This is a genomic window from Micromonospora sp. WMMD723, from assembly GCF_049863385.1.
In the GTDB taxonomy this organism is placed as follows: domain Bacteria; phylum Actinomycetota; class Actinomycetes; order Mycobacteriales; family Micromonosporaceae; genus Micromonospora; species Micromonospora wenchangensis.
In genome coordinates this window covers 3002601-3020377 of record NZ_JBMKNR010000001.1, presented here as the reverse complement: position 1 = coordinate 3020377, position 17777 = coordinate 3002601, and the positions used below count along the sequence as shown (strand labels likewise).

Below are 17777 nucleotides of genomic sequence, written 5' to 3'. Positions count from 1 at the left end.
CGCTCACGCCCCGATGACCTGCTGGAACTTGGACTCGTATTCCTTTTCCTGTTTCTCGTCCAGGGCCATGAAGACCTTGGACTTCGCCAGCAGGGCGTCGTCCGGGAAGATCAGCGGGTTGGCGGCCAGCTCCGGGTCGATCTTCTCCATCTCGGCCTGGGCACCCTTGACCGGGCAGATGTAGTTGACGTACGCGGCGAGCTTCGCCGCCACCGCCGGCTGGTAGTAGTAGTTGATCAGCTCTTCGGCGTTGCCCTTGTGGGTGGCCTTGTTGGGCACCAGCATGTTGTCGCTGAACAGCATCACCCCCGAGTCCGGCGCGACGAACTTGATCTTCGGATCGTCGCCCGCCAGCTGGATCACGTCGCCGGACCAGCCGATACACGCGGCGATGTCGCCCTTGGCCAGGTCGGGGGCGTAGTCGTTGCCGGTGAACCGGCGGATGTGCTTCGACTCGACGGCCTTACGCAGCTTGGCGAGGGCGTCGTCGAACTGGGCGGCGGTGAAGTTCGACGGGTCGTGCCCGTTGGAGGAGAGCAGCAGGCCCATGGTGTCCCGCATCTCCGACAGGGCGGTCACCTTGCCCTTGAGGTCGGCGCGGGTGAGCAGCTCGTCGACGGTGCGGATCTCCCCGGTGACGCTGCCGTTGTAGGCCAGCCCGGCGAGGCCGGACTGCCACGGGATGGCGACCCGGTTCTCCTGGTCGAAGGAGCGCCCGCGCAACGACGGCAGCAGGTTGGCCGTCACGTTCGGCAGCTTGGCCGGGTCGAGTTTCTGGATCCAGCCGAGCCGGATCATCCGGGCGGCCATCCAGTCGGTCAGGACGATGATGTCCCGCCCGGTGCTCTGACAGCCGGCCAGCTGGTTCTGCACCTTGCCGAAGAACTCGTTGTTGTCGTTGATGTCCTCGGTGTAGGTCACCGTGATGCCGCTGGCGGCGGTGAACGCGTCGAGGCTGGGGCGTTTGGCGGCGTCCTTGTCGTCCACGTCCATGTACTGCGGCCAGTTGGAGAAGGCGAGGGTCTTCTCCGTGGCGGACAGGTCGTCGCTCGTGCAGCCGGCTTCGGTCTGGGTCGCCGCCTTGGTGCCGCAACCGGTGAGGCTGCCGCCCGTGGCGAGCAGGGCGGCCGATCCGAGGGTGCCGGTGAGCAGTCCACGCCGGGTGAGGGGCCGGAGGGGAGTACGCATGTGACGACTCCTAGGGGTCGTCCGACGGCGGCGGGGACGGGGGTGCGGCGCCGGCGGGAGGGTCGGGTGCCTGAGACGACTGATCCTGGCATGAGGTCACCGGCCCCACAAGGGATTCCGTTGCTGGAATAGGCTGTGACGACGAATTACGCCAGCATGCGCGGGTGGCACTAAGCTCGACCCGGGGGAAACGGACATGGGGAGCGAACGATGACGATCCGGCAGCAGGAGCACAGCCCCGGCGGGCGACGCGTCGCGGTGCGTGAGGGCGCCAGCCACGCGCTGTTGGACGACGTGGCGAAGCAGATCATCGAACAGTTGCAGGAGGACGGCCGCCGACCGTACGCGACGATCGGCAAGGCGGTCGGGCTCTCCGAGGCGGCGGTCCGCCAACGGGTGCAGCGGCTGCTCGACGCCGGGGTGATGCAGATCGTCGCGGTGACCGACCCGCTCCAGCTCGGCTTCCCCCGCCAGGCCATGATCGGCCTGCGTACCGACGGCGACCTGGAGGCCGTCGCCGACCGGCTGGCCGGGTTCGACGAGATCGACTACGTGGTGATCACCGCCGGATCGTTCGACCTGCTCGCCGAGGTGGTCTGCCGCAACGACGCCCACCTGCTGGAGATCCTGCAACGGCTGCGGTCGGTGCCCGGGGTGCTTGCCACCGAGGCGTTCGTCTACCTCAAGCTCCGCAAGCAGACCTACAGCTGGGGTACGGCCTGAGCCCGGTTGATCCACTCCCGTGGGCCCAGGTAGCGGTATCCGCGCGCCCGGACACCGCTATCTGGCCGACATTGAGTCGATCATGCGGCCCGCTCACCGGACGGAGGGCGGCGTACGGAGCCGGCCGGGGTGACGGGCGTTCAGCGGGAGGTGGCGGCGACGAAGGCGCGCCAGGCGTCAGGGGCGAAGCTCAGCGTGCCGCCGGCCCGGTCCTTGCTGTCCCGCACCAGCACCCGCCCCGGCAGATTGTCCGCCACTTCGACACAGTCACCACCGTTGTTGCTGCTGCGGCTGGCGGTCCGCCAGCGGGGCCCGATCACGTCCACCTCTGCACCGCTTCCCGGATCAGCTCGATCGATCGGCGAGCGGGCAGCGCCTCGCCGGCCACGCTCTCCCACCTCCTGCCCAGGCTAGCAATGTCGGCGCTCTCGGTCACCATCTCGCCACGGAGCTGATTGTCCAGATAGGCCACCTCGCTGCCGTCGGGCAGCCGGGCCAGCATGAACGGCCCGGCCAGACCGGTGTGCCAGGGTCCACCGAGCGGAATCACCCGTAGCTGCACGTGCTCCCGCCCGGCGACGGCCACCAGGTGGGCCACCTGTCCGGCCATGGTCACGCGATCGCCAACCAGTCGGTGGAGCACCGCCTCGTCGATCACGAAAACCAACTGGGCCGGCGGGTCACGATCGAGCAGAACCTGTCGTTCCAACCGTCCGCTCACCAGTTGCGCAACCTCGTCGGGCGGGAGCAGGCCGCCGGTCCCCAGCACCGCTCGGGCGTACTCCTCGGTCTGGAGCAGGCCCGGCACGAGCAGTGACTGATACGAACGGATCGAGGTGGCGTCCTGTTCCAGTTCCGCCCACGGACGGAACCAGGGCAGGTCGCGGCGACGGTAGGGCTCGGGCCAGAGTTCGGCCGACTCCCGGCCGAGGACCCCGGCCACCGCCACCCGGGTACGCGGAGGGGGCACCCGCCCCGAGCTGAGCCACCGCCCGGCCGTCTTCGGATCCACCCCGACCTGATGCGCCAGCGACTCGACCGTCTCCCCACGCTCTGCCATCGCCACCCGAAGCACCTCGTTCACCGGCAGCCCCTTCCGCCCGACCGATACGCTCCGGCGCACCATAACGACAGTGCGTGTCGATGTCCGCCGGTCAACGGCGTGTCGGCGAGAGACCTCTCCAAGGGTCCGCAAGCTCCCCGGAAGGTCCGCGAAGTGCCCCGGAAGTGCACCTGGAAACACCCGGCCCCGGGCCACTCCGGTCGACTCCCCCAGGGATCCCCACCCCCGGGCCGAAACAGGGGTGTCCCGCCTCCCGGAGGCCCGGCGCGCTGCCCGTCGACATCCTTGATCCACTCTCGGGAGCCGATATAGCGGCCTCCCCGTGCCCGGATACCGCTGGCTGGCCCCAATCGAGTCGATCATGCGACTCACCCCGCCGAGGCCGGCCGGCGCGGGGCCGACAGGGCAGGCATCCCGCCGGACCGCCACCACCCCCAGAGCGTACGGATTCCGTTGCCTTTCTCCATCACTCACGCTGAATCCGTCGTTCCCAACGCGAACTAGGCTTGCATTTCGCGGCGATGCTGTGGGATAACCGTTGGTAGAGCGGCCGGTGCCACCCCTGCCCGGCCCGAGACCCGATGGGGCTGACATGGCCGACGCCACCGACCACCTCTGGATGCACTTCACCCGGATGGCCAGCTACGCCGCCGGGGAGGTGCCGACCATCGTGCGCGGCGAGGGCGCGTACGTCTGGGACGCGCAGGGCCGCCGCTACCTGGACGGGCTCGCCGGGCTGTTCGTCGTCAACGCCGGACACGGGCGCACCGAGCTGGCCGAGGCCGCCGCGAAGCAGGCCGGCGAGCTGGCGTACTTCCCGCTGTGGTCGTACGCCCACCCGAAGGCCGTCGAGCTGGCCGAGAAGGTCGCCTCGCTGACGCCCGGCGACCTCAACCGGGTCTTCTTCACCACCGGCGGCTCGGAGGCCGTCGAGGCGGCGTGGAAGCTGGCCCGCGCCTACTTCAAGCGCACCGGCAGGCCGACCAAGCACAAGGTGGTCAGCCGCTACCTCGCCTACCACGGCACCTCGATGGGCGCGCTGTCGATCACCGGCCTGCCCGGCATCAAGACCGACTTCGAGCCGCTGGTGCCCGGCGGGATCAAGGTGCCGAACACCAACTTCTACCGGGCCCCCGAGCACGGCGACTCGCCCGAGGCGTTCGGCGCCTGGGCCGCCGACGAGATCCGCCGGGCCATCGAACGGGAGGGGCCGGACACCGTGGCGGCGGTGTTCCTGGAGCCGCTGCAGAACTCCGGCGGCTGCTTCCCGCCCCCGCCCGGCTACTTCCAGCGGGTACGCGAGATCTGCGACGCGTACGACGTGCTGCTCGTCAGCGACGAGGTGATCTGCGCCTGGGGGCGGCTCGGCGAGTACTTCGGTGCCGCCCGGTACGGCTACCAGCCCGACATCGTCACCACCGCCAAGGGCATCACCTCCGGCTACGCCCCGCTGGGCGCGATGATCGCCAGCGACCGGCTGATGGAGCCCTTCCTCACCGAGACCGGCATGTTCGCCCACGGGGTGACCTTCGGCGGGCACCCGGTGTCCTGCGCGGTGGCCCTGGCCAACCTGGAGGTGTTCGCCCGGGAGGACCTGGTCGGCCACGTCCGGGCCAACGAGGGCGCCTTCCGGGCCACCCTGGAGAAGCTCACCGACCTGCCGATCGTCGGCGACGTCCGGGGCGACGGCTACTTCTACGGCATCGAGCTGGTCAAGGACAAGGCGACGAAGGCCACCTTCGACGAGGCCGAGTCGGAGCGGCTGCTGCGCGGCTTCCTGTCCTCGGCGCTGTTCGCGGCCGGGCTCTACTGCCGGGCCGACGACCGGGGTGACCCGGTGGTCCAGCTCGCCCCGCCGCTGATCGCCGGGCAGGAGCAGTTCGACGAGATGGAGCAGATCCTGCGCGCCGTCCTCACCGAGGCGTGGTCCCGCCTGTAGACCACCGGCGTTCTCCCCCGGAGCCGCACATGCGCTACCAGGAACTGTCCCACTGGCTGTCCACGGTGGACGACCCGTTGACCCCGCGGCCGGCGTTGCCCGGGGACACCGACGCCGACGTGGTGGTCGTCGGTGCCGGCTACACCGGACTGTGGACGGCGTACTACCTCGCCCGCGCCGATCCGACGCTGCGGATCGTCGTGCTGGAGGCCGAGATCGCCGGCTACGGCGCGTCCGGGCGCAACGGCGGCTGGTGCTCGGCGCTGTTCCCGACCGCGCTGCCGGCCCTGGTCCGTCGGCACGGCCCGGCGTCGGCGCTGGCGATGCAGCGGGCCATGCACGACACCGTCGCCGAGGTCGGCCGGGTGGTCGCCGCCGAGGGGATCGACTGCGACTGGCGGCACGGCGGGACGGTCCTGCTGGCCCGCACCGACGTGCAGCTCGGCCGGGCCCGGGCCGCCGTGGCCGAGGCCCGGGAGCACGGGCTCGGGCCGGACGACCTGGTGCTGCTCGACGCCGCCGGGGCCGCCGCCCGGTGCGCCGCCGAGGGGGTACGCGGCGGAACGTACACCCCGCACTGTGCTGCCGTGCACCCGGCGAAGCTGGTCCGGGGGCTGGCCCGCGCGGTGTGCCGGCTCGGGGTACGGCTGCACGAGCGTTCCCCGGTGACCGCGATCCGGCCCGGCGCGGTGGTCACCCCGCACGGCACGGTACGGGCGGAGGTGGTCGTGCGGGCCACCGAGGCGTACACCCCGGCGCTGCCCGGCCACCGCCGCACCGTCGCCCCGGTGTACTCGCTGATGGTGGTGACCGCGCCGCTGCCCGGGCGCACGTGGGAGCGGATCGGGCTGGCCGACCGGGAGACCTTCTCCGACTACCGGCACCTCATCGTGTACGGCCAGCGCACGGCCGACGGGCGGCTCGCCTTCGGCGGGCGGGGTGCCCCGTACCATTTCGGCTCCCGGGTCTCCCCCGGCTACGACCGGGAGCCCCGGGTCTTCGCCGCGCTGCGTCGGACGCTGGGGGAACTCTTCCCGGTGCTCGGGCCGGACGTGCCGGTCGAGCGGGCCTGGGGCGGCCCGCTCGGGGTGGCCCGGGACTGGTCCGCCTCGGTCGGGCTGGACCGGTCGACCGGGCTGGCCTGGGCCGGCGGCTACGTCGGCGACGGGGTGGGGACGAGCAACCTGGCCGGCCGTACCCTCGCCGACCTGGTCCGCGGCGTTGCGTCGGAGCTGACGGCGTTGCCGTGGGTGGGCCACCGTTCCCCCCGCTGGGAGCCGGAGCCGCTGCGCTGGCTGGCGATCAACGCCGGCCTCCGGGTGATGTCCTCGGCCGACGAGGTCGAACGCCGCACCGGCCGCCCGGCCCGCCGCGCCACCGCCCTCTCCCCCCTCCTGGGCCACTGACCCCACCCGCCCGCTCACCCGCCGCCGACGCCTCGGTGATCAAGAGGTTTGCGTCAGTCTGAAGATCAACCATGACGCAAACCTCTTGATCACCGGGGCGACCCAGGCGGGCAGAGAGGGAGGGAGCCGGGGTTAGTGGTTGGGGGGGATTACGCGCAGGTGGCCCCGGCGGCCGGTGGGCGGGGTCTGGGGGGTGGGGTGGTGGGGGTCGTGGTCGTCCTGGGGCGGGCGGGGGGCGACCGGGCGGGCCGCCTCGCGGACGGCTTCGGCCAGGGCGACCAGGTCGTCGGTGGTGGGCGGTGGCGGTTCGAACTCGCCCTCGTGCCGGACGACGTCCCAGCCCCGGGGGGCGGTCAGGCTCCGCGCGTGCTGCTCGCACAGGTCGTACGTGTGCGGCTCGGCGAATGCCGCCAGCGGGCCCACCACCGCCGTCGACTCGTTGTAGACATAGGTCAATGTGGCGACCGCTTGCCGGGGGCAGCCGTTACGGGAGCAGCGCCGTGGTGACCTCACGTGCGGCAGGGTATCCCCATTACCGGGTCCGGCGCACCGGTTCGCTTTGCGACACGCCCGTCACCGTGATCACAATTCGCACCTGGTGCTCCCGCCGCGCCCGTCGACGCGCGCCGCCACCGGCCGGGGCGGGCCGAGGGCTACCCTGTGGCTCATGACGAGCCCGGAACACCGCCGCCCCGGCTCCGGCCGGCGCAACCACCGCGACCGCCACGGACGTGGCCTGCGCGGGCGGCTGGTGCCGGCGACCGTGCCGTTGGCCCGGACCAAGGCCGAGATCTTCGACGACCTGGTGCTCGACACGGTGGAGACGCTGGAGCGCCGGTTCGCCACGGAGCTGGCCGGCGTCGAGTTCGCCGTCGAGGACGTCCCCCCGGACCTCAACGTCTACGACTCCGACGTGCTGGAGGACGGCGAGGTGCCGCTGGCCCGGCTGCTGCCCGGCCGGCCCGGTCGGCAGGAGGTGCCGCCCCGGATCGTGCTCTACCGCCGGCCGCTGGAGTTCCGCGCGATGGACCGCGAGGACCTGGCCGACCTGGTCCATGACGTGATCATCGAGCAGGTGGCGAACCTGCTCGGGGTCGATCCGGACGAACTGGCCTGACCGAGCCGCTGTCGCGCACCGTCGCCAACGCGTCGTTGGCCGGGCCGGGCAGGCTCCCGGGACCGCCCCGACCCCACCCCGCCGGCCGCTGGCTCCCCCGTGGACACGGGGCCGGTCGCCCCGGATGCGGCCGGCCTCCCCGTTGGCCGGCCACCGGCCCGACGTCGGTCACCCCCGCGACCCCGTCGGGCGTGAGCCGGGCGGCCCCCACCGCCCCGGCTCGACCCGTCGACTCAGGCGGCCCGCCGCTTGAGCTTGCGCCGCTCCCGCTCGGAGAGTCCACCCCAGATCCCGAACCGCTCGTCGTGCCCGAGCGCGTATTCCAGGCATTCCGTCTTGACCTCGCACCGCGAACAGATCCGCTTCGCCTCGCGGGTCGAGCCGCCCTTCTCGGGGAAGAACGCTTCCGGGTCGGTCTGCGAGCACAGTGCCCGCTCCTGCCACTCCGGCGCGTTTCCGAGCAGGTCGGCCACCTCAAGCTGGCCGTCCATCAGATGCCTCCTTGTCGCGCACCGACGTCACCGCCGCTGCAACCCCCCACGCGAAAGGCGTGCTTGTCCGTCCGGTCCCTATTTGTTGCGTTCCGCGCGAACAACCCCATCGAAATTACACGCGTGTAATGCGTGCGCCGTCAAGCCGAACTTGATAATGGAGTCGCCCTCCCGACACGCCACCGGACGGTCACCGGACCACCCGGCCCTCGCAACCTGCCCTATCGATTCAGACCCCGGGCGAGTAACGCCCTCTCCGGCGAGTTGCCCCAGATTTCTGCCGTGGCGTCGCCGCCCCGGACGACACCCGGGAACGCCGTCGGACACTCCGTCCGACCGTCTCGCCAAGATCATGAGCATGGTGGGGGACAGGTTAACGCGGTTGGCCCCGGACCGCCCGTCCAGCCGGAAATGCCGACAGCGCCCCGTCCACAATGTGGACGGGGCGCTCGGGTCGGGACGCCTGTGGCGACGCTCAGGTCGACCGGGGTGGGCTGCTCGGCCAGACGAATTCGGCGATCGCCCCACCGTTGACGGAGATCGTTCCGGCGGGCGTCTCCTCGTCCCACCAGACGGTATAGAGACCCGCCGTCAGATCCGGGTAGACGGCACTGTGGAACACCCCGTCCCGGACGATCCGCTCCCGGACGGCGGAGTGCGTCCGCACCGCGCCGTCCCGGTCGACCCGGCTGATCTCGATCTCCCGACCGTGCAGGTCACGTCCGGTGTAGATGATCAGGGCACCCATCTCCCCGCCGACGTCGAGCATCACCGTGCCGCTCTCCGTCGGCCCGTACTGGTGGTGATGGTGGTGGTGTCCGTTCACGCCGCACTCCGTCCGCTCAGGAGTCCGCCGCGGGCGGGTTGTTGAACCCGTCGTACGGCGTACCGAGGAAGGGGAAGTCCCGCAGGAACGGCGCGGTCACGTCGGCGGCACTCAACCCGGGGGTCACCGCGCCGGCCGCCGCGTCCGGCTTGAACTTCTTGTCCACCAGCGGCACGGTCACCCCGGCCACCGCCCGCAGTGCGATGCTCACCACGTCGTCGACGACCCGGCGGCCGTTGGGGAACCCGGCCAGGTCCCCACCGAGCAGACCGAACTGGTTCGGCTTGCTGCTCGGTTTGATCGCGGTGTTCAACCGCAGCATGTCGGCCTGCACGTCACCGGTGAGGTTGGTGAAGCCGTCGATCAGCCCGGACGGGATGCCGGTCAGCAGGATGGCGAGCAGGTCGGCCCGGGGCTTCTTGGACTTGTTCAGCGCGTCCAGGTTGGGGAACACCCCCGGGTAGAGCACCGGCAGCAGCGCCGCCAACTCCGGCTGCTCGACGAACCGGGCGAACCGCTTGTCCTCGGTCGGGGGCAGCGTGTTCCACAGGTCCTTCTTGGACATCGGCACGATGACCTCGTTGAACAGCGGGTTGCCCAGCCGGGACACCTGGGTCCACGGGCCGACCGCCGCGTCCGCCGCGACCTTGTCGCCGAGCACCCGCACCTGCTGCCGGGAGGCGGTCGTCCACACCCCGATCGTCGAGGCCCGGTCACCCACGCCGTACCGGTTGGCCCGGCGGCGCACCTTGCTCAGCGGCACCTGCACCGCGATGCTGTGCACGTTCATCCGGTCCACCGCGTTGACCGGCTCGCCCTCGGCCTTGAACAGCTTCTTGCCGGCCACGTGCAACTGCTGGAACGGGCGCAACGTGCCCAGGTCGAAGATCGCGCCCAGGTCGACGAAGAAGCCGTCCGCGCGCTGCCCGGCGAACACCTTCTCCCCCGTCGACAGCTTGAACGTCGCCTGCCGGACCAGGTCGTTGTACCTGGGGATGGAGAGCGGCCCGACGTTGCACGGCGGGCAGGGCAGCTTGTGCGCGAGCACGTGCTCCTTGCCGTCGGTGACCCGGGTCAGCTTGTAGAACTGCCGCCGGTTCCAGTTCTTGCTGTCCAGCGAGTCGATCGGGCCGGTGTTGTAGAGAAAACTGTTCTGGTTCGTGATCTCGGTACGGAATTCGAACCGGTAGGTCACGTCGGGATGGCCGTCACCGTCGTTGTCGATATGGATCTCGTACCGCACGTCGTCGCCGAACTCGAAGAAGTTCGGGCCGCCCGAGGGGAGCTGCAACGGCACGTAGTTGGCGATCAACGTCACCGAGTCGGGCCGGTCGGGGCTGACGAAGGCGTACAGGTCGGAACTGTCGGCGACCGGGTCCTTGCTTATTTCCGGTGCTTCGCGGTGGGACGACATGGCGGACCAACCTTTGCGGGATCATGAGGAATCAGGGCATGACGGACCGGGCGCGGCACCTGCGCCTGGCGGTGAAGGGGAAGGAACGCGGCCGGTCGACGCCGCGCGGCGGAAGCGGACGGGTCAGGCCGCCCGCTGACAGCGGTCGGGGCGGCCCGTCCGGACGACGGACAGGTCAGCCGCGCCCGGCGGCACGGCGCAGCCGGTCGGCCAGCCCCCGGTCGCGTACCTCGATCCGGGACGAACCGACGAAGACGTCCATCGTCCCCGACCTGGCGTCCCGCAGGTGGACCACGATCGGGCCGTCCGCGCCGGCCGCCGCCGGGGAGTTCTGCGCCACCGACACACCGGTGACCGTCAGGGCCGCCGCACCCAGCGTGGCGCTCGCCGCGGCGGTCAGTGTCTGCCGGCGGGTCAGTCGCGGCCAGGAACGCTTCCGCACTTCGCTCGTCATGGGGAACCTTTCCTCCGGCGGCGCGTGAGCGCGCGCGGTGTGGAGCGCGAGGTTGCCGGCGGCGGCCCTCGCCTCAACCGCCGCCGACGAACACTGGTACGGCCCGCACGCGCGAAAGGTTCGATGTCATCGCGACGGATGACCGTAAGCGGTCGTCCGTCTGCGCGCCGGCCGTCCGGCGGCGGCGGCGATCGCCCGCAACTGCTCCTCGGTACGCGCCGAACCGTTGCCCGAACCCGCCATCCGGGAGATGGTCTCCTCCATCAGGGTGCCGCCCAGGTCGTTGCAGCCACCCTGCAACATCGCCACGGTGCCCTCGTCGCCGAGCTTCACCCAGGAGCACTGGATGTTGTCGATCCGCCCGTGCAGCAGCAGCCGGGACATCGCGTGCACGACCCGGTTCTCCCGCCAGGTGGGGCCGGGCCGGGCGATGCCGGCCAGGTAGATCGGGGCGTTGGTGTGCACGAACGGCAGCGCCACGAACTCGGTGAACCCGCCGGTGCGGTCCTGCACGCCGGCCAGCACCCGGAAGTGCGCCAGCCACTGGCCGGGGTGGTCGACGTGGCCGTACATCATCGTGGAGCTGGAGCGGATGCCCAGCTCGTGCGCGGTGGAGACCACCTCGACCCAGGCGGCGGCCGGCAGTTTGCCCTTGGTGAGCACCCAGCGCACGTCGTCGTCGAGGATCTCGGCGGCGGTGCCCGGGATGGTGTCCAGGCCGGCCTCGCGCAGCATCGACAGCCAGTCCCGCACCGGCACGCCGGCCTTGGCGGCGGCGGTGGCGATCTCCATCGGGGAGAACGCGTGCACGTGCATGCCGGGCACCCGGGCCTTGATCGCCCGGACGATGTCGGCGTACCCGGTCACCGGCAGCTTCGGGTCGATGCCACCCTGGAGGCAGACCTCGCCGGCACCGGCCGCCCACGCCTCCTCGGCCCGGTCGGCCACCTGCTCCACCGACAGCCGGAACGCGTCGGCGTCCCGCTCCCGCTGGGCGAACGCGCAGAACCGGCAACCCACGTAGCAGACGTTGCTGAAGTTGATGTTGCGGTTGACCACGTAGGTGACGTCGTCGCCGACGGTGTCCCGGCGCACGTCGTCGGCGAGCCGGCACAGGTCGTCCAGGGCCGGGCCGTCCGCGCCGAACAGCGCCAGCGCCGCGGCGGCGTGCCGGGGCGCCAACAGCGCCGCCGGATCGTCGGCCGCCAGCCGCAGCCCCGCCCGCAGGTCACCGTCGGCACCCGCCGCCGGCCCGGCCGACGCGGCCGGGCTCACCTTGCCGGCGACCTGCGACCAGTCGCCGTAGACGCTGTCGAAGTCGCCCCGCCGGTCGTCGGTCCGACCGGTGGAGTCGATGGTGGCGTGCAGGTCCACCCGGCCGCCACCGAAGACCTCCTCCGGCTCCTGCCACGGGCGGCCCACCGGCCGCGCCGCCTCGACGGCCAGCCCGGTCGCCGGATCGGCCAGCGCGGCGACGTGCGGCGACAGCCGGGGGTCCAGCCACGGGTCGCCGGCCCGAACGTACTCGGGGTAGATGGTCAGCCGCTCGCGCAGGGTGAAGCCGGACTTCTCGGTCTGCCGGGCCAGCTCGTCGAGCTGCGGCCACGGCCGTTCCGGGTTGACGTGGTCCGGGGTGAGCGGGGAGACCCCGCCCCAGTCGTCGATGCCGGCCCGCAGCAGCAGGTCGTACTCGTCCTCGATCAGGTTGGGCGGGGCCTGGAGCCGGGCCCTCGGGCCGAGCAGCAGCCGGGCCACCGCCACGGTGGCCGCCAGGTCGTGCAGCTCCGCGTCGGGCAGGCCGCCCATCGCCGTGTCCGGCTTGGCCCGGAAGTTCTGCACGATCACCTCCTGGAGGTGGCCGTACTCCCGGTGCGCGCGGCGGATCGCGAACAGCGCGTCGACCCGCTCGGCGGGGGTCTCGCCGATGCCGATCAGGATGCCGGTGGTGAACGGCACCCCCACCCGGCCCGCATCGTCGAGCACCCGTAGCCGGACCGCCGGCTCCTTGTCGGGCGAGCCGAAGTGCGGGCCGCCCGGCTCCGACCAGAGCCGGGTGGCGGTGGTCTCCAGCATCATCCCCATGCTCGGCGCGACCGGCTTGAGCCGTTGCAGCTCCGACCAGGAGAGCACCCCCGGGTTGAGGTGCGGCAGCAGGCCGGTCTCCTCCAGCACCGCCACCGCGCAGGCCCGCAGGTAGTCCACTGTGGAGTCGTAGCCCCGCTCGTCCAGCCAGGCGCGGGCCGCCGGCCAGCGTTCCTCCGGCCGGTCACCGAGGGTGAACAGGGCCTCCTTGCAGCCCAGCGCCGCACCCTGCCGGGCGATCGCCAGCACCTCGTCGGTCTCCAGGAAGGCCGCCGGAAGCCGGTGCGGCACCGTGGCGAAGGTGCAGTAGTGGCACCGGTCCCGGCACAGCCGGGTCAACGGAATGAAGACCTTCTTCGAGTACGTCACCACGCCGGGCCGGCCGGCGTCGCGCAGCCCGGCGTCCCGGACCTCCCCGGCGATCCGGAGCAGTTCGTCCAGTTCGGGGCCCCGGGCGGTCAGCAGCGCGGTGGCCTCGTCGACGTCGAGCGCCCGCCCGGTGGCGGCCCGGCGCAGCGCCCGGCGTACCGCCGCCGGGGTCGGGCCGGAATCGGTGCGGTCAACCATCCGCCCAGCCTAGGCGCTTGCGGCGGCGATCCGGCAGGCACGCGGGCCGGGTGTGACATCTCCCCGGCGCCGCACCGGCCGGGTCGGCACGCGCGCCGCAGCGCGCCGACCCGGGCGGGTGGCTCAGTGCGGGGTGTTCGGGTCGTCGCGGCGGAAGGTCTGGGTACGGTCACCGTCGGTGTCGCTCGTGCCGGTGGTCGGCTCACCGGGCTGCCGGGGGATCGCCTGGGTCGGGTCGGCCGACGGGGGCTGCCCGAACGGCGGCCCGGCCGGCGGGGCGCCGAACGGCGGAGCCGACTGCGGCGCACCGAACGGCGGGGCCGACTGCGGAGCGGCACCGGCCGGCGGAGCCGACTGTGGGGCACCGAACGGCGGAGCCGACTGGGGAGCGCCGAACGGCGGAGCCGACTGCGGCGGCGGAGCGAAGCCGGGCTGGCCGTACTGCCCGGTGCCGGGCTGCCCCGGGTAGCCGGCGCCCGGGTAGCCGCCCTGCTGCGGCCAGCCGGGCTGCGGCTGACCGTAGACGCCGGGCTGCGGCTTCGGCTTCGGCACGTGGTAGAGGGTGCGCCAGATCCGGTAGACCACGAAGGCGGCCACCCCGAAGAGCGCGAACCAGGCGGCCCGGGTCAGCATGCCGAGCAGGGCGTCCAGCACCTCCGCCTCGGCCAGCCGGCCGACCAGCCAGATCAGGAAGGTCAACACGCCGAACAGGGCGGCGAAGGCGTACTCGCCGACGGCGATCTGGGTGAACTGCCGGGCCCGGCCGGACACCGGCGCGAGGTGGGTGACCAGCAGCACGGCCAGCAGCGGCAGCACCGTCGACTCGACGCCGACGAAGGCGAAGAACTCGCTTCCCGCCCGCCCCGAGAAGGTGCTGTAGTCCGATGTCGGCACGAGCAGCCGGACGAACCCGACGAAGAGCAGCACGGCGTTCGCGCCGAGCAGGACGAGCGCGGCGAGTTCGCGCAGGGGTGCGGTGATCTGGCGGGCCTGCGACGCGTCGTGCGACGCGGGCTCGGCGGGGCTGGTCACGAACTCTCCCTCGGGGCGAAACGGACAGAGGCCGACGTGAGCCTAGTCTCCCGGGCCGCCCGGCGGCGGGACACGTCCCGTACGGGAGGATGGACGGCATGCGCATCGTGGTTCTGACCGGCGGAATCGGGGGTGCCCGATTCCTGCTCGGCGTCCGGGCGTACGCCCGCGAGGTGGGTGCCGAGGTGACCGCCGTGGTCAACGTCGGCGACGACCTCTACCTGCACGGCCTCAAGGTCTGCCCCGACCTGGACAGCGTCCTCTACACCCTCGGCGGGGGCGCCGACCCGGAACGCGGGTGGGGGCGGGTCGGCGAGAGCTGGACGATCAGGCAGGAACTGGCGGCGTACGGGGCCGAGCCGAGTTGGTTTAACCTCGGTGACAAGGACGTCGCCACCCACCTGGTGCGCACCACCATGATCAACGCCGGCTATCCGCTGTCGCAGGTCACCGAGGCGCTGGCCGCCCGCTGGCAGCCCGGCGTACGGCTGCTGCCGGCCACCGACGACCGGCTGGAGACGCACGCGGTGGTCGACCTGGACGGCGAGCGGCGGGCCATCCACTTCCAGGAGTGGTGGGTCCGGTACCGGGCGGGCGTGCCCACCGACCGGTTCGTCTTCGTCGGTGCGGACACGGCCAAGCCGGCCCCCGGGGTGGCCGAGGCGCTGGCCGCCGCCGACGTGGTGCTGGTCGCGCCGAGCAACCCGGTGGTGAGCATCGCCCCGGTGTTGGCGGTGCCCGGCCTGCGTGACGCGGTCGCCACCGGCCCCGCCCCCGTCGTCGGGGTGTCCCCGATCATCGGCGGCGCACCGGTGCGCGGGATGGCCGACCGCTGCCTGGAGGTCCTCGACGTCGAGTGCAGCGCGGCCGGGGTGGGCCGGCTCTACGGTGGGCGCAGCGAGGGCGGCCTGCTCGACGGCTGGCTGGTCGCGCCGGAGGACGACGGGGTGGCGGTGCCCGGGGTGACCGTCCGCGCGGTCCCGCTGCGGATGACCGACGAGGCGGCGACCACGGCGATGGTCCGGGCCGCGATGGAGCTGGTGTGAGACTGGAGATCCTGCCGGTGCCCGGCATCGGCGACGTGACCGAGGGCGACGACCTGGCGGTGCTGATCGGCACCGCCGCGCCGTGGCTGCGCGACGGCGACGTGCTGGTGGTCACCAGCAAGATCGTGTCGAAGGCGGAGGGCCGGCTGGTGGACGTGCCGGCCGACGGGCCGGAACGGCTCGCCGCCCGGGACGAGGTGCTCGCCGCCGAGACCGCCCGGGTGGTGGCGACCCGGGGGGCGACCCGGATCGTGCAGACCCACCACGGCTTCGTGATGGCCTCCGCCGGGATCGACGCCTCGAACGTCGACAAGACCCGGCTGGTGCTGCTTCCGGTCGACCCGGACGCGTCCGCGCGGGCGCTGCGCGCCGCCCTGCGGGACCGCTACCGGATCGACGTCGCGGTGATCATCAGTGACACGATGGGCCGGCCCTGGCGCAACGGGCTGACCGACGTGGCGCTCGGGGTGGCCGGGATGCCCGCGATCCGCGACCACCGGGGCGAGGTCGACCCGTACGGCAACGAGCTGCAACTGACCCAGATGGCAGTGGTCGACGAACTGGCCGGCGCGGGCGAACTGATCAAGGGCAAGTGCGACCAGGTGCCGGTGGCGGTGGTCCGTGGCTACCTGCCCGCACCGTCCCCGCCCGCCGAGGCTGCCGGGCCGGCGGCGACCCGCCCGGCCGAGGACGGCGTCGGCGCGGCGGCCCTGGTCCGGGAGAGCGACCTGGACCTGTTCTCCCTCGGCACCGCCGAGGCGACGGCGGCCGGCCTGCGGGCCGCCGCGACCCTCGCCGACGGACCGGGCGCGACGCCCGCCGACCCCGCCGCCGTCGACCGGGCCATCACCGCCGTGGCGACGGTGGTCGCGCCCGGCACCACCTTCACCCACGTCACCGACGACGAGGTACGCACCGGCCTCGCCGCGACCGTCGACGGCTGGCCGGCCGGGGCCACCGGACTGGTGCTCGGCGCGGCACCCACCCCGGTCGACCAGCCCGACCTGGTGCGCTTCGGTGCCGACCTGTACCGGCTGCGGATCGCGCTGGCCGCCGAGGGTGTCCCGTCCACCCTGCTGCCGCCGCCGACGGGCAGCATCGCCAGCGCCTGCCTGGCACTCTGACCGGCCCCGCCCGTCGCGCCGGCCGTCTCGACGGCCGGGCCGGCCAGGCTCGGGCCCGCCGTGATCCGGCCGGCCGTGATCCGGCCCGCGGTGATGCGGCCGGCCGTGATGCGGCCCGCGGTCGTGCCCGACGGTGATCGACACGCGATCGCCGAAGTTGCGGTGTCCGCTCCACGGGATACCGCAACCTCCGCCCCATTGCGCCGCCCGCCGGCGGGGCGGCGGGCTCAGGCGTCGAGCATGGCCCGGCCGAGGGGGGTCAGGGTGTGCAGGACCGTGTTGCGGTCGCGGCGGCTGACCAGCAGACCGGCGTTGCGCAGCACGGCGGTGTGCTGGCTGGCCGCGGCGGCCGAGATGTGCAGCCGGCGGGCCACCTCCCCGGTGGTCGCGCCGTCGTCGCTGACTTCGAGCACCGCCGCCCGGGTGCGGCCGAGCAGCGCCGCGAGCGCCTCCCGGCCGCCCTCTCCCGGTGACGGGTCCAACCCGCCGAGCCGGTCGGCCGGGTAGACCAGCACCGGCGGGAGCGCCGGGTCGAGCAGCGCGACCGGGGTACGCGCGCAGAAGAACGACGGCACCAGCAGCAGCCCCCGACCGTCCAGGTGCAACTCCCGCCGGTTCGGATAGTCCACGACCTGGAGCACGCCGGAGTCCCAACGCATGCCCGGTCGCAGGCTCGCCAGCAGCCCCTCCGCGCCGCCGTCGAGCAGCGCCCGGGCCCGTACCGCGCGGTCGGCCTCCACGGCGGCCCTGATCCGCCCCCAGTACGGGTCGATCGCCACCGAGCGGTACTGCGTCATCGACTCGGTCAGGTGGCGCAGCACCTCCGGCTCGCCCCGGGCCAGCGCGGCGGCCGACGACGGCAGCGGGTTCGCCCCGGCCAGCAGGGTCAGGTCCCGGCGCAGCAGCTCGGTCGGAGTGGACCGGACGGCGTCCAGGCCCGCCTCGAAACCGTCGAGGCTCTGGTAGGGGGTGAGGAAGTCGGGGAAGTAGCCCCGGGGCGGGTTCAGCGCGAACAGCAGCCGGAACTGGTCGGCGGCGGTGTCCCGGCGCAGCCCGGCGGCGACCCCCTGACGCCAGCGCGCCATCAGTGGGTCGCGGGTCCGCCCCTGGAGCAGGTGCAGGCTGAGGACCAGCTCCCACACCGGGTCGGCGGCGGGGGCGACCCGGGTCCGGAGGATGTCCTCCCGGGAGAAGTGGATCGTCAGCATGGAGCGCTCCTGGGGCGGGGCAGGGGGAGGCCCGCCGACCCACTGAACTGTACCGGGCGGCACTTATCTCCACTTTTAAGCGTGGGCTGAAAGACCT

General features: G+C 72.6%; 17 protein-coding genes. 6 read left to right on the top strand and 11 right to left on the bottom strand.

Going from position 1 to position 17777, the window contains the following annotated elements; all coding sequences use genetic code 11:
* Nucleotides 1-3: 3 nt before the first annotated feature.
* Complete coding sequence (locus tag ACN261_RS13800; protein WP_425850388.1) at nt 4-1188, bottom strand: polyamine ABC transporter substrate-binding protein; 1185 nt, start codon at nt 1186-1188, stop codon at nt 4-6.
* Between the two features lie 210 nt (nt 1189-1398).
* Here ACN261_RS13800 and ACN261_RS13795 point away from each other — a divergent pair, with 210 nt between their 5' ends.
* The gene (locus tag ACN261_RS13795) at nt 1399-1911 is read left to right on the top strand and encodes an Lrp/AsnC family transcriptional regulator (RefSeq protein ID WP_421485653.1); all 513 of its coding nucleotides are present in this window, start codon (nt 1399-1401) and stop codon (nt 1909-1911) included.
* Nucleotides 1912-2051: 140 nt separating this feature from the next.
* On the opposite strand, the gene ACN261_RS13790 is transcribed toward ACN261_RS13795, so the two are convergent.
* On the bottom strand, nt 2052-2237 hold the full coding sequence (locus ACN261_RS13790; RefSeq protein ID WP_421485652.1) for a DUF397 domain-containing protein: 186 nt from the start codon (nt 2235-2237) through the stop codon (nt 2052-2054).
* A complete protein-coding gene (locus tag ACN261_RS13785) occupies nt 2228-2995 on the bottom strand; it encodes a Scr1 family TA system antitoxin-like transcriptional regulator (RefSeq protein ID WP_425850386.1) in 768 nt (255 codons plus the stop codon). Before ACN261_RS13785 ends, ACN261_RS13790 begins: the two co-directional genes overlap by 10 nt.
* A 571-nt stretch (nt 2996-3566) precedes the next feature.
* Here ACN261_RS13785 and ACN261_RS13780 point away from each other — a divergent pair.
* Nucleotides 3567-4913, top strand: coding sequence for an aspartate aminotransferase family protein (locus ACN261_RS13780; protein ID WP_425850384.1), 1347 nt, complete (start codon nt 3567-3569; stop codon nt 4911-4913).
* 29 nt (nt 4914-4942) lie between these two features.
* Nucleotides 4943-6319 (top strand): NAD(P)/FAD-dependent oxidoreductase, encoded by a 1377-nt coding sequence (locus tag ACN261_RS13775; protein WP_425850383.1) that lies wholly within the window; start codon nt 4943-4945, stop codon nt 6317-6319.
* Nucleotides 6320-6451: 132 nt separating this feature from the next.
* On the opposite strand, the gene ACN261_RS13770 is transcribed toward ACN261_RS13775, so the two are convergent.
* On the bottom strand, nt 6452-6832 hold the full coding sequence (locus ACN261_RS13770; protein ID WP_421485646.1) for a DUF3499 domain-containing protein: 381 nt from the start codon (nt 6830-6832) through the stop codon (nt 6452-6454).
* Nucleotides 6833-6986: 154 nt separating this feature from the next.
* On the opposite strand from ACN261_RS13770, the gene ACN261_RS13765 reads away from it, so the two are divergent.
* Nucleotides 6987-7436 (top strand): metallopeptidase family protein, encoded by a 450-nt coding sequence (locus ACN261_RS13765; protein WP_088642935.1) that lies wholly within the window; start codon nt 6987-6989, stop codon nt 7434-7436.
* 233 nt (nt 7437-7669) lie between these two features.
* Here the strand turns inward: ACN261_RS13765 and ACN261_RS13760 are convergent, their stop codons facing one another.
* From ACN261_RS13760 to ACN261_RS13735, 6 genes are all read right to left on the bottom strand, one after another.
* The gene (locus ACN261_RS13760; RefSeq protein ID WP_007455784.1) at nt 7670-7927 is read right to left on the bottom strand and encodes a WhiB family transcriptional regulator; all 258 of its coding nucleotides are present in this window, start codon (nt 7925-7927) and stop codon (nt 7670-7672) included.
* Between the two features lie 475 nt (nt 7928-8402).
* Nucleotides 8403-8696: a phospholipase gene (locus ACN261_RS13755; protein WP_421487005.1), complete on the bottom strand. Its 294-nt coding sequence runs from the start codon at nt 8694-8696 to the stop codon at nt 8403-8405.
* Nucleotides 8697-8769: 73 nt separating this feature from the next.
* Nucleotides 8770-10167, bottom strand: a complete 1398-nt coding sequence (locus tag ACN261_RS13750; protein WP_421485644.1) for a DUF4331 domain-containing protein — start codon at nt 10165-10167, stop codon at nt 8770-8772.
* A gap of 175 nt (nt 10168-10342) precedes the next feature.
* Nucleotides 10343-10621 carry a hypothetical protein gene (locus ACN261_RS13745; protein WP_088642933.1) on the bottom strand — a complete coding sequence of 93 codons (279 nt, stop codon included), beginning with the start codon at nt 10619-10621 and terminating at the stop codon, nt 10343-10345.
* A gap of 126 nt (nt 10622-10747) precedes the next feature.
* On the bottom strand, nt 10748-13270 hold the full coding sequence (locus ACN261_RS13740) for a bifunctional FO biosynthesis protein CofGH (RefSeq protein WP_425850379.1): 2523 nt from the start codon (nt 13268-13270) through the stop codon (nt 10748-10750).
* A 123-nt stretch (nt 13271-13393) separates the two neighbouring features.
* Nucleotides 13394-14302 carry a hypothetical protein gene (locus tag ACN261_RS13735; protein WP_425850378.1) on the bottom strand — a complete coding sequence of 303 codons (909 nt, stop codon included), beginning with the start codon at nt 14300-14302 and terminating at the stop codon, nt 13394-13396.
* A gap of 98 nt (nt 14303-14400) precedes the next feature.
* Between ACN261_RS13735 and cofD the strand changes: the two genes are divergently transcribed.
* Both cofD and ACN261_RS13725 read left to right on the top strand, forming a co-directional pair.
* A complete protein-coding gene (gene cofD, locus ACN261_RS13730; RefSeq protein ID WP_421485640.1) occupies nt 14401-15348 on the top strand; it encodes a 2-phospho-L-lactate transferase in 948 nt (315 codons plus the stop codon).
* Nucleotides 15345-16472 (top strand): coenzyme F420-0:L-glutamate ligase, encoded by a 1128-nt coding sequence (locus ACN261_RS13725; RefSeq protein WP_421485639.1) that lies wholly within the window; start codon nt 15345-15347, stop codon nt 16470-16472. The genes cofD and ACN261_RS13725 overlap by 4 nt, the downstream gene beginning before the upstream one ends.
* 227 nt (nt 16473-16699) lie before the next feature.
* On the opposite strand, the gene ACN261_RS13720 is transcribed toward ACN261_RS13725, so the two are convergent.
* Entirely contained in the window at nt 16700-17680 is a 981-nt protein-coding gene (locus tag ACN261_RS13720; RefSeq protein WP_421485638.1) for a transcriptional regulator, read from the bottom strand.
* Nucleotides 17681-17777: the final 97 nt, after the last annotated feature.

Bases quoted from the DNA above. Each gene is read 5' to 3' on its own strand.
- ACN261_RS13800 (WP_425850388.1), bottom strand. From the start codon at position 1,188: ATGCGTACTCCCCTCCGGCCCCTCACCCGGCGTGGACTGCTCACCGGC.
- ACN261_RS13795 (WP_421485653.1), top strand. From the start codon at position 1,399: ATGACGATCCGGCAGCAGGAGCACAGCCCCGGCGGGCGACGCGTCGCG.
- ACN261_RS13780 (WP_425850384.1), top strand. From the start codon at position 3,567: ATGGCCGACGCCACCGACCACCTCTGGATGCACTTCACCCGGATGGCC.
- ACN261_RS13775 (WP_425850383.1), top strand. From the start codon at position 4,943: ATGCGCTACCAGGAACTGTCCCACTGGCTGTCCACGGTGGACGACCCG.
- ACN261_RS13765 (WP_088642935.1), top strand. From the start codon at position 6,987: ATGACGAGCCCGGAACACCGCCGCCCCGGCTCCGGCCGGCGCAACCAC.
- ACN261_RS13760 (WP_007455784.1), bottom strand. From the start codon at position 7,927: ATGGACGGCCAGCTTGAGGTGGCCGACCTGCTCGGAAACGCGCCGGAG.
- ACN261_RS13755 (WP_421487005.1), bottom strand. From the start codon at position 8,696: ATGCTCGACGTCGGCGGGGAGATGGGTGCCCTGATCATCTACACCGGA.
- ACN261_RS13750 (WP_421485644.1), bottom strand. From the start codon at position 10,167: ATGTCGTCCCACCGCGAAGCACCGGAAATAAGCAAGGACCCGGTCGCC.
- ACN261_RS13745 (WP_088642933.1), bottom strand. From the start codon at position 10,621: ATGACGAGCGAAGTGCGGAAGCGTTCCTGGCCGCGACTGACCCGCCGG.
- ACN261_RS13740 (WP_425850379.1), bottom strand. From the start codon at position 13,270: ATGGTTGACCGCACCGATTCCGGCCCGACCCCGGCGGCGGTACGCCGG.
- cofD (WP_421485640.1), top strand. From the start codon at position 14,401: ATGCGCATCGTGGTTCTGACCGGCGGAATCGGGGGTGCCCGATTCCTG.
- ACN261_RS13720 (WP_421485638.1), bottom strand. From the start codon at position 17,680: ATGCTGACGATCCACTTCTCCCGGGAGGACATCCTCCGGACCCGGGTC.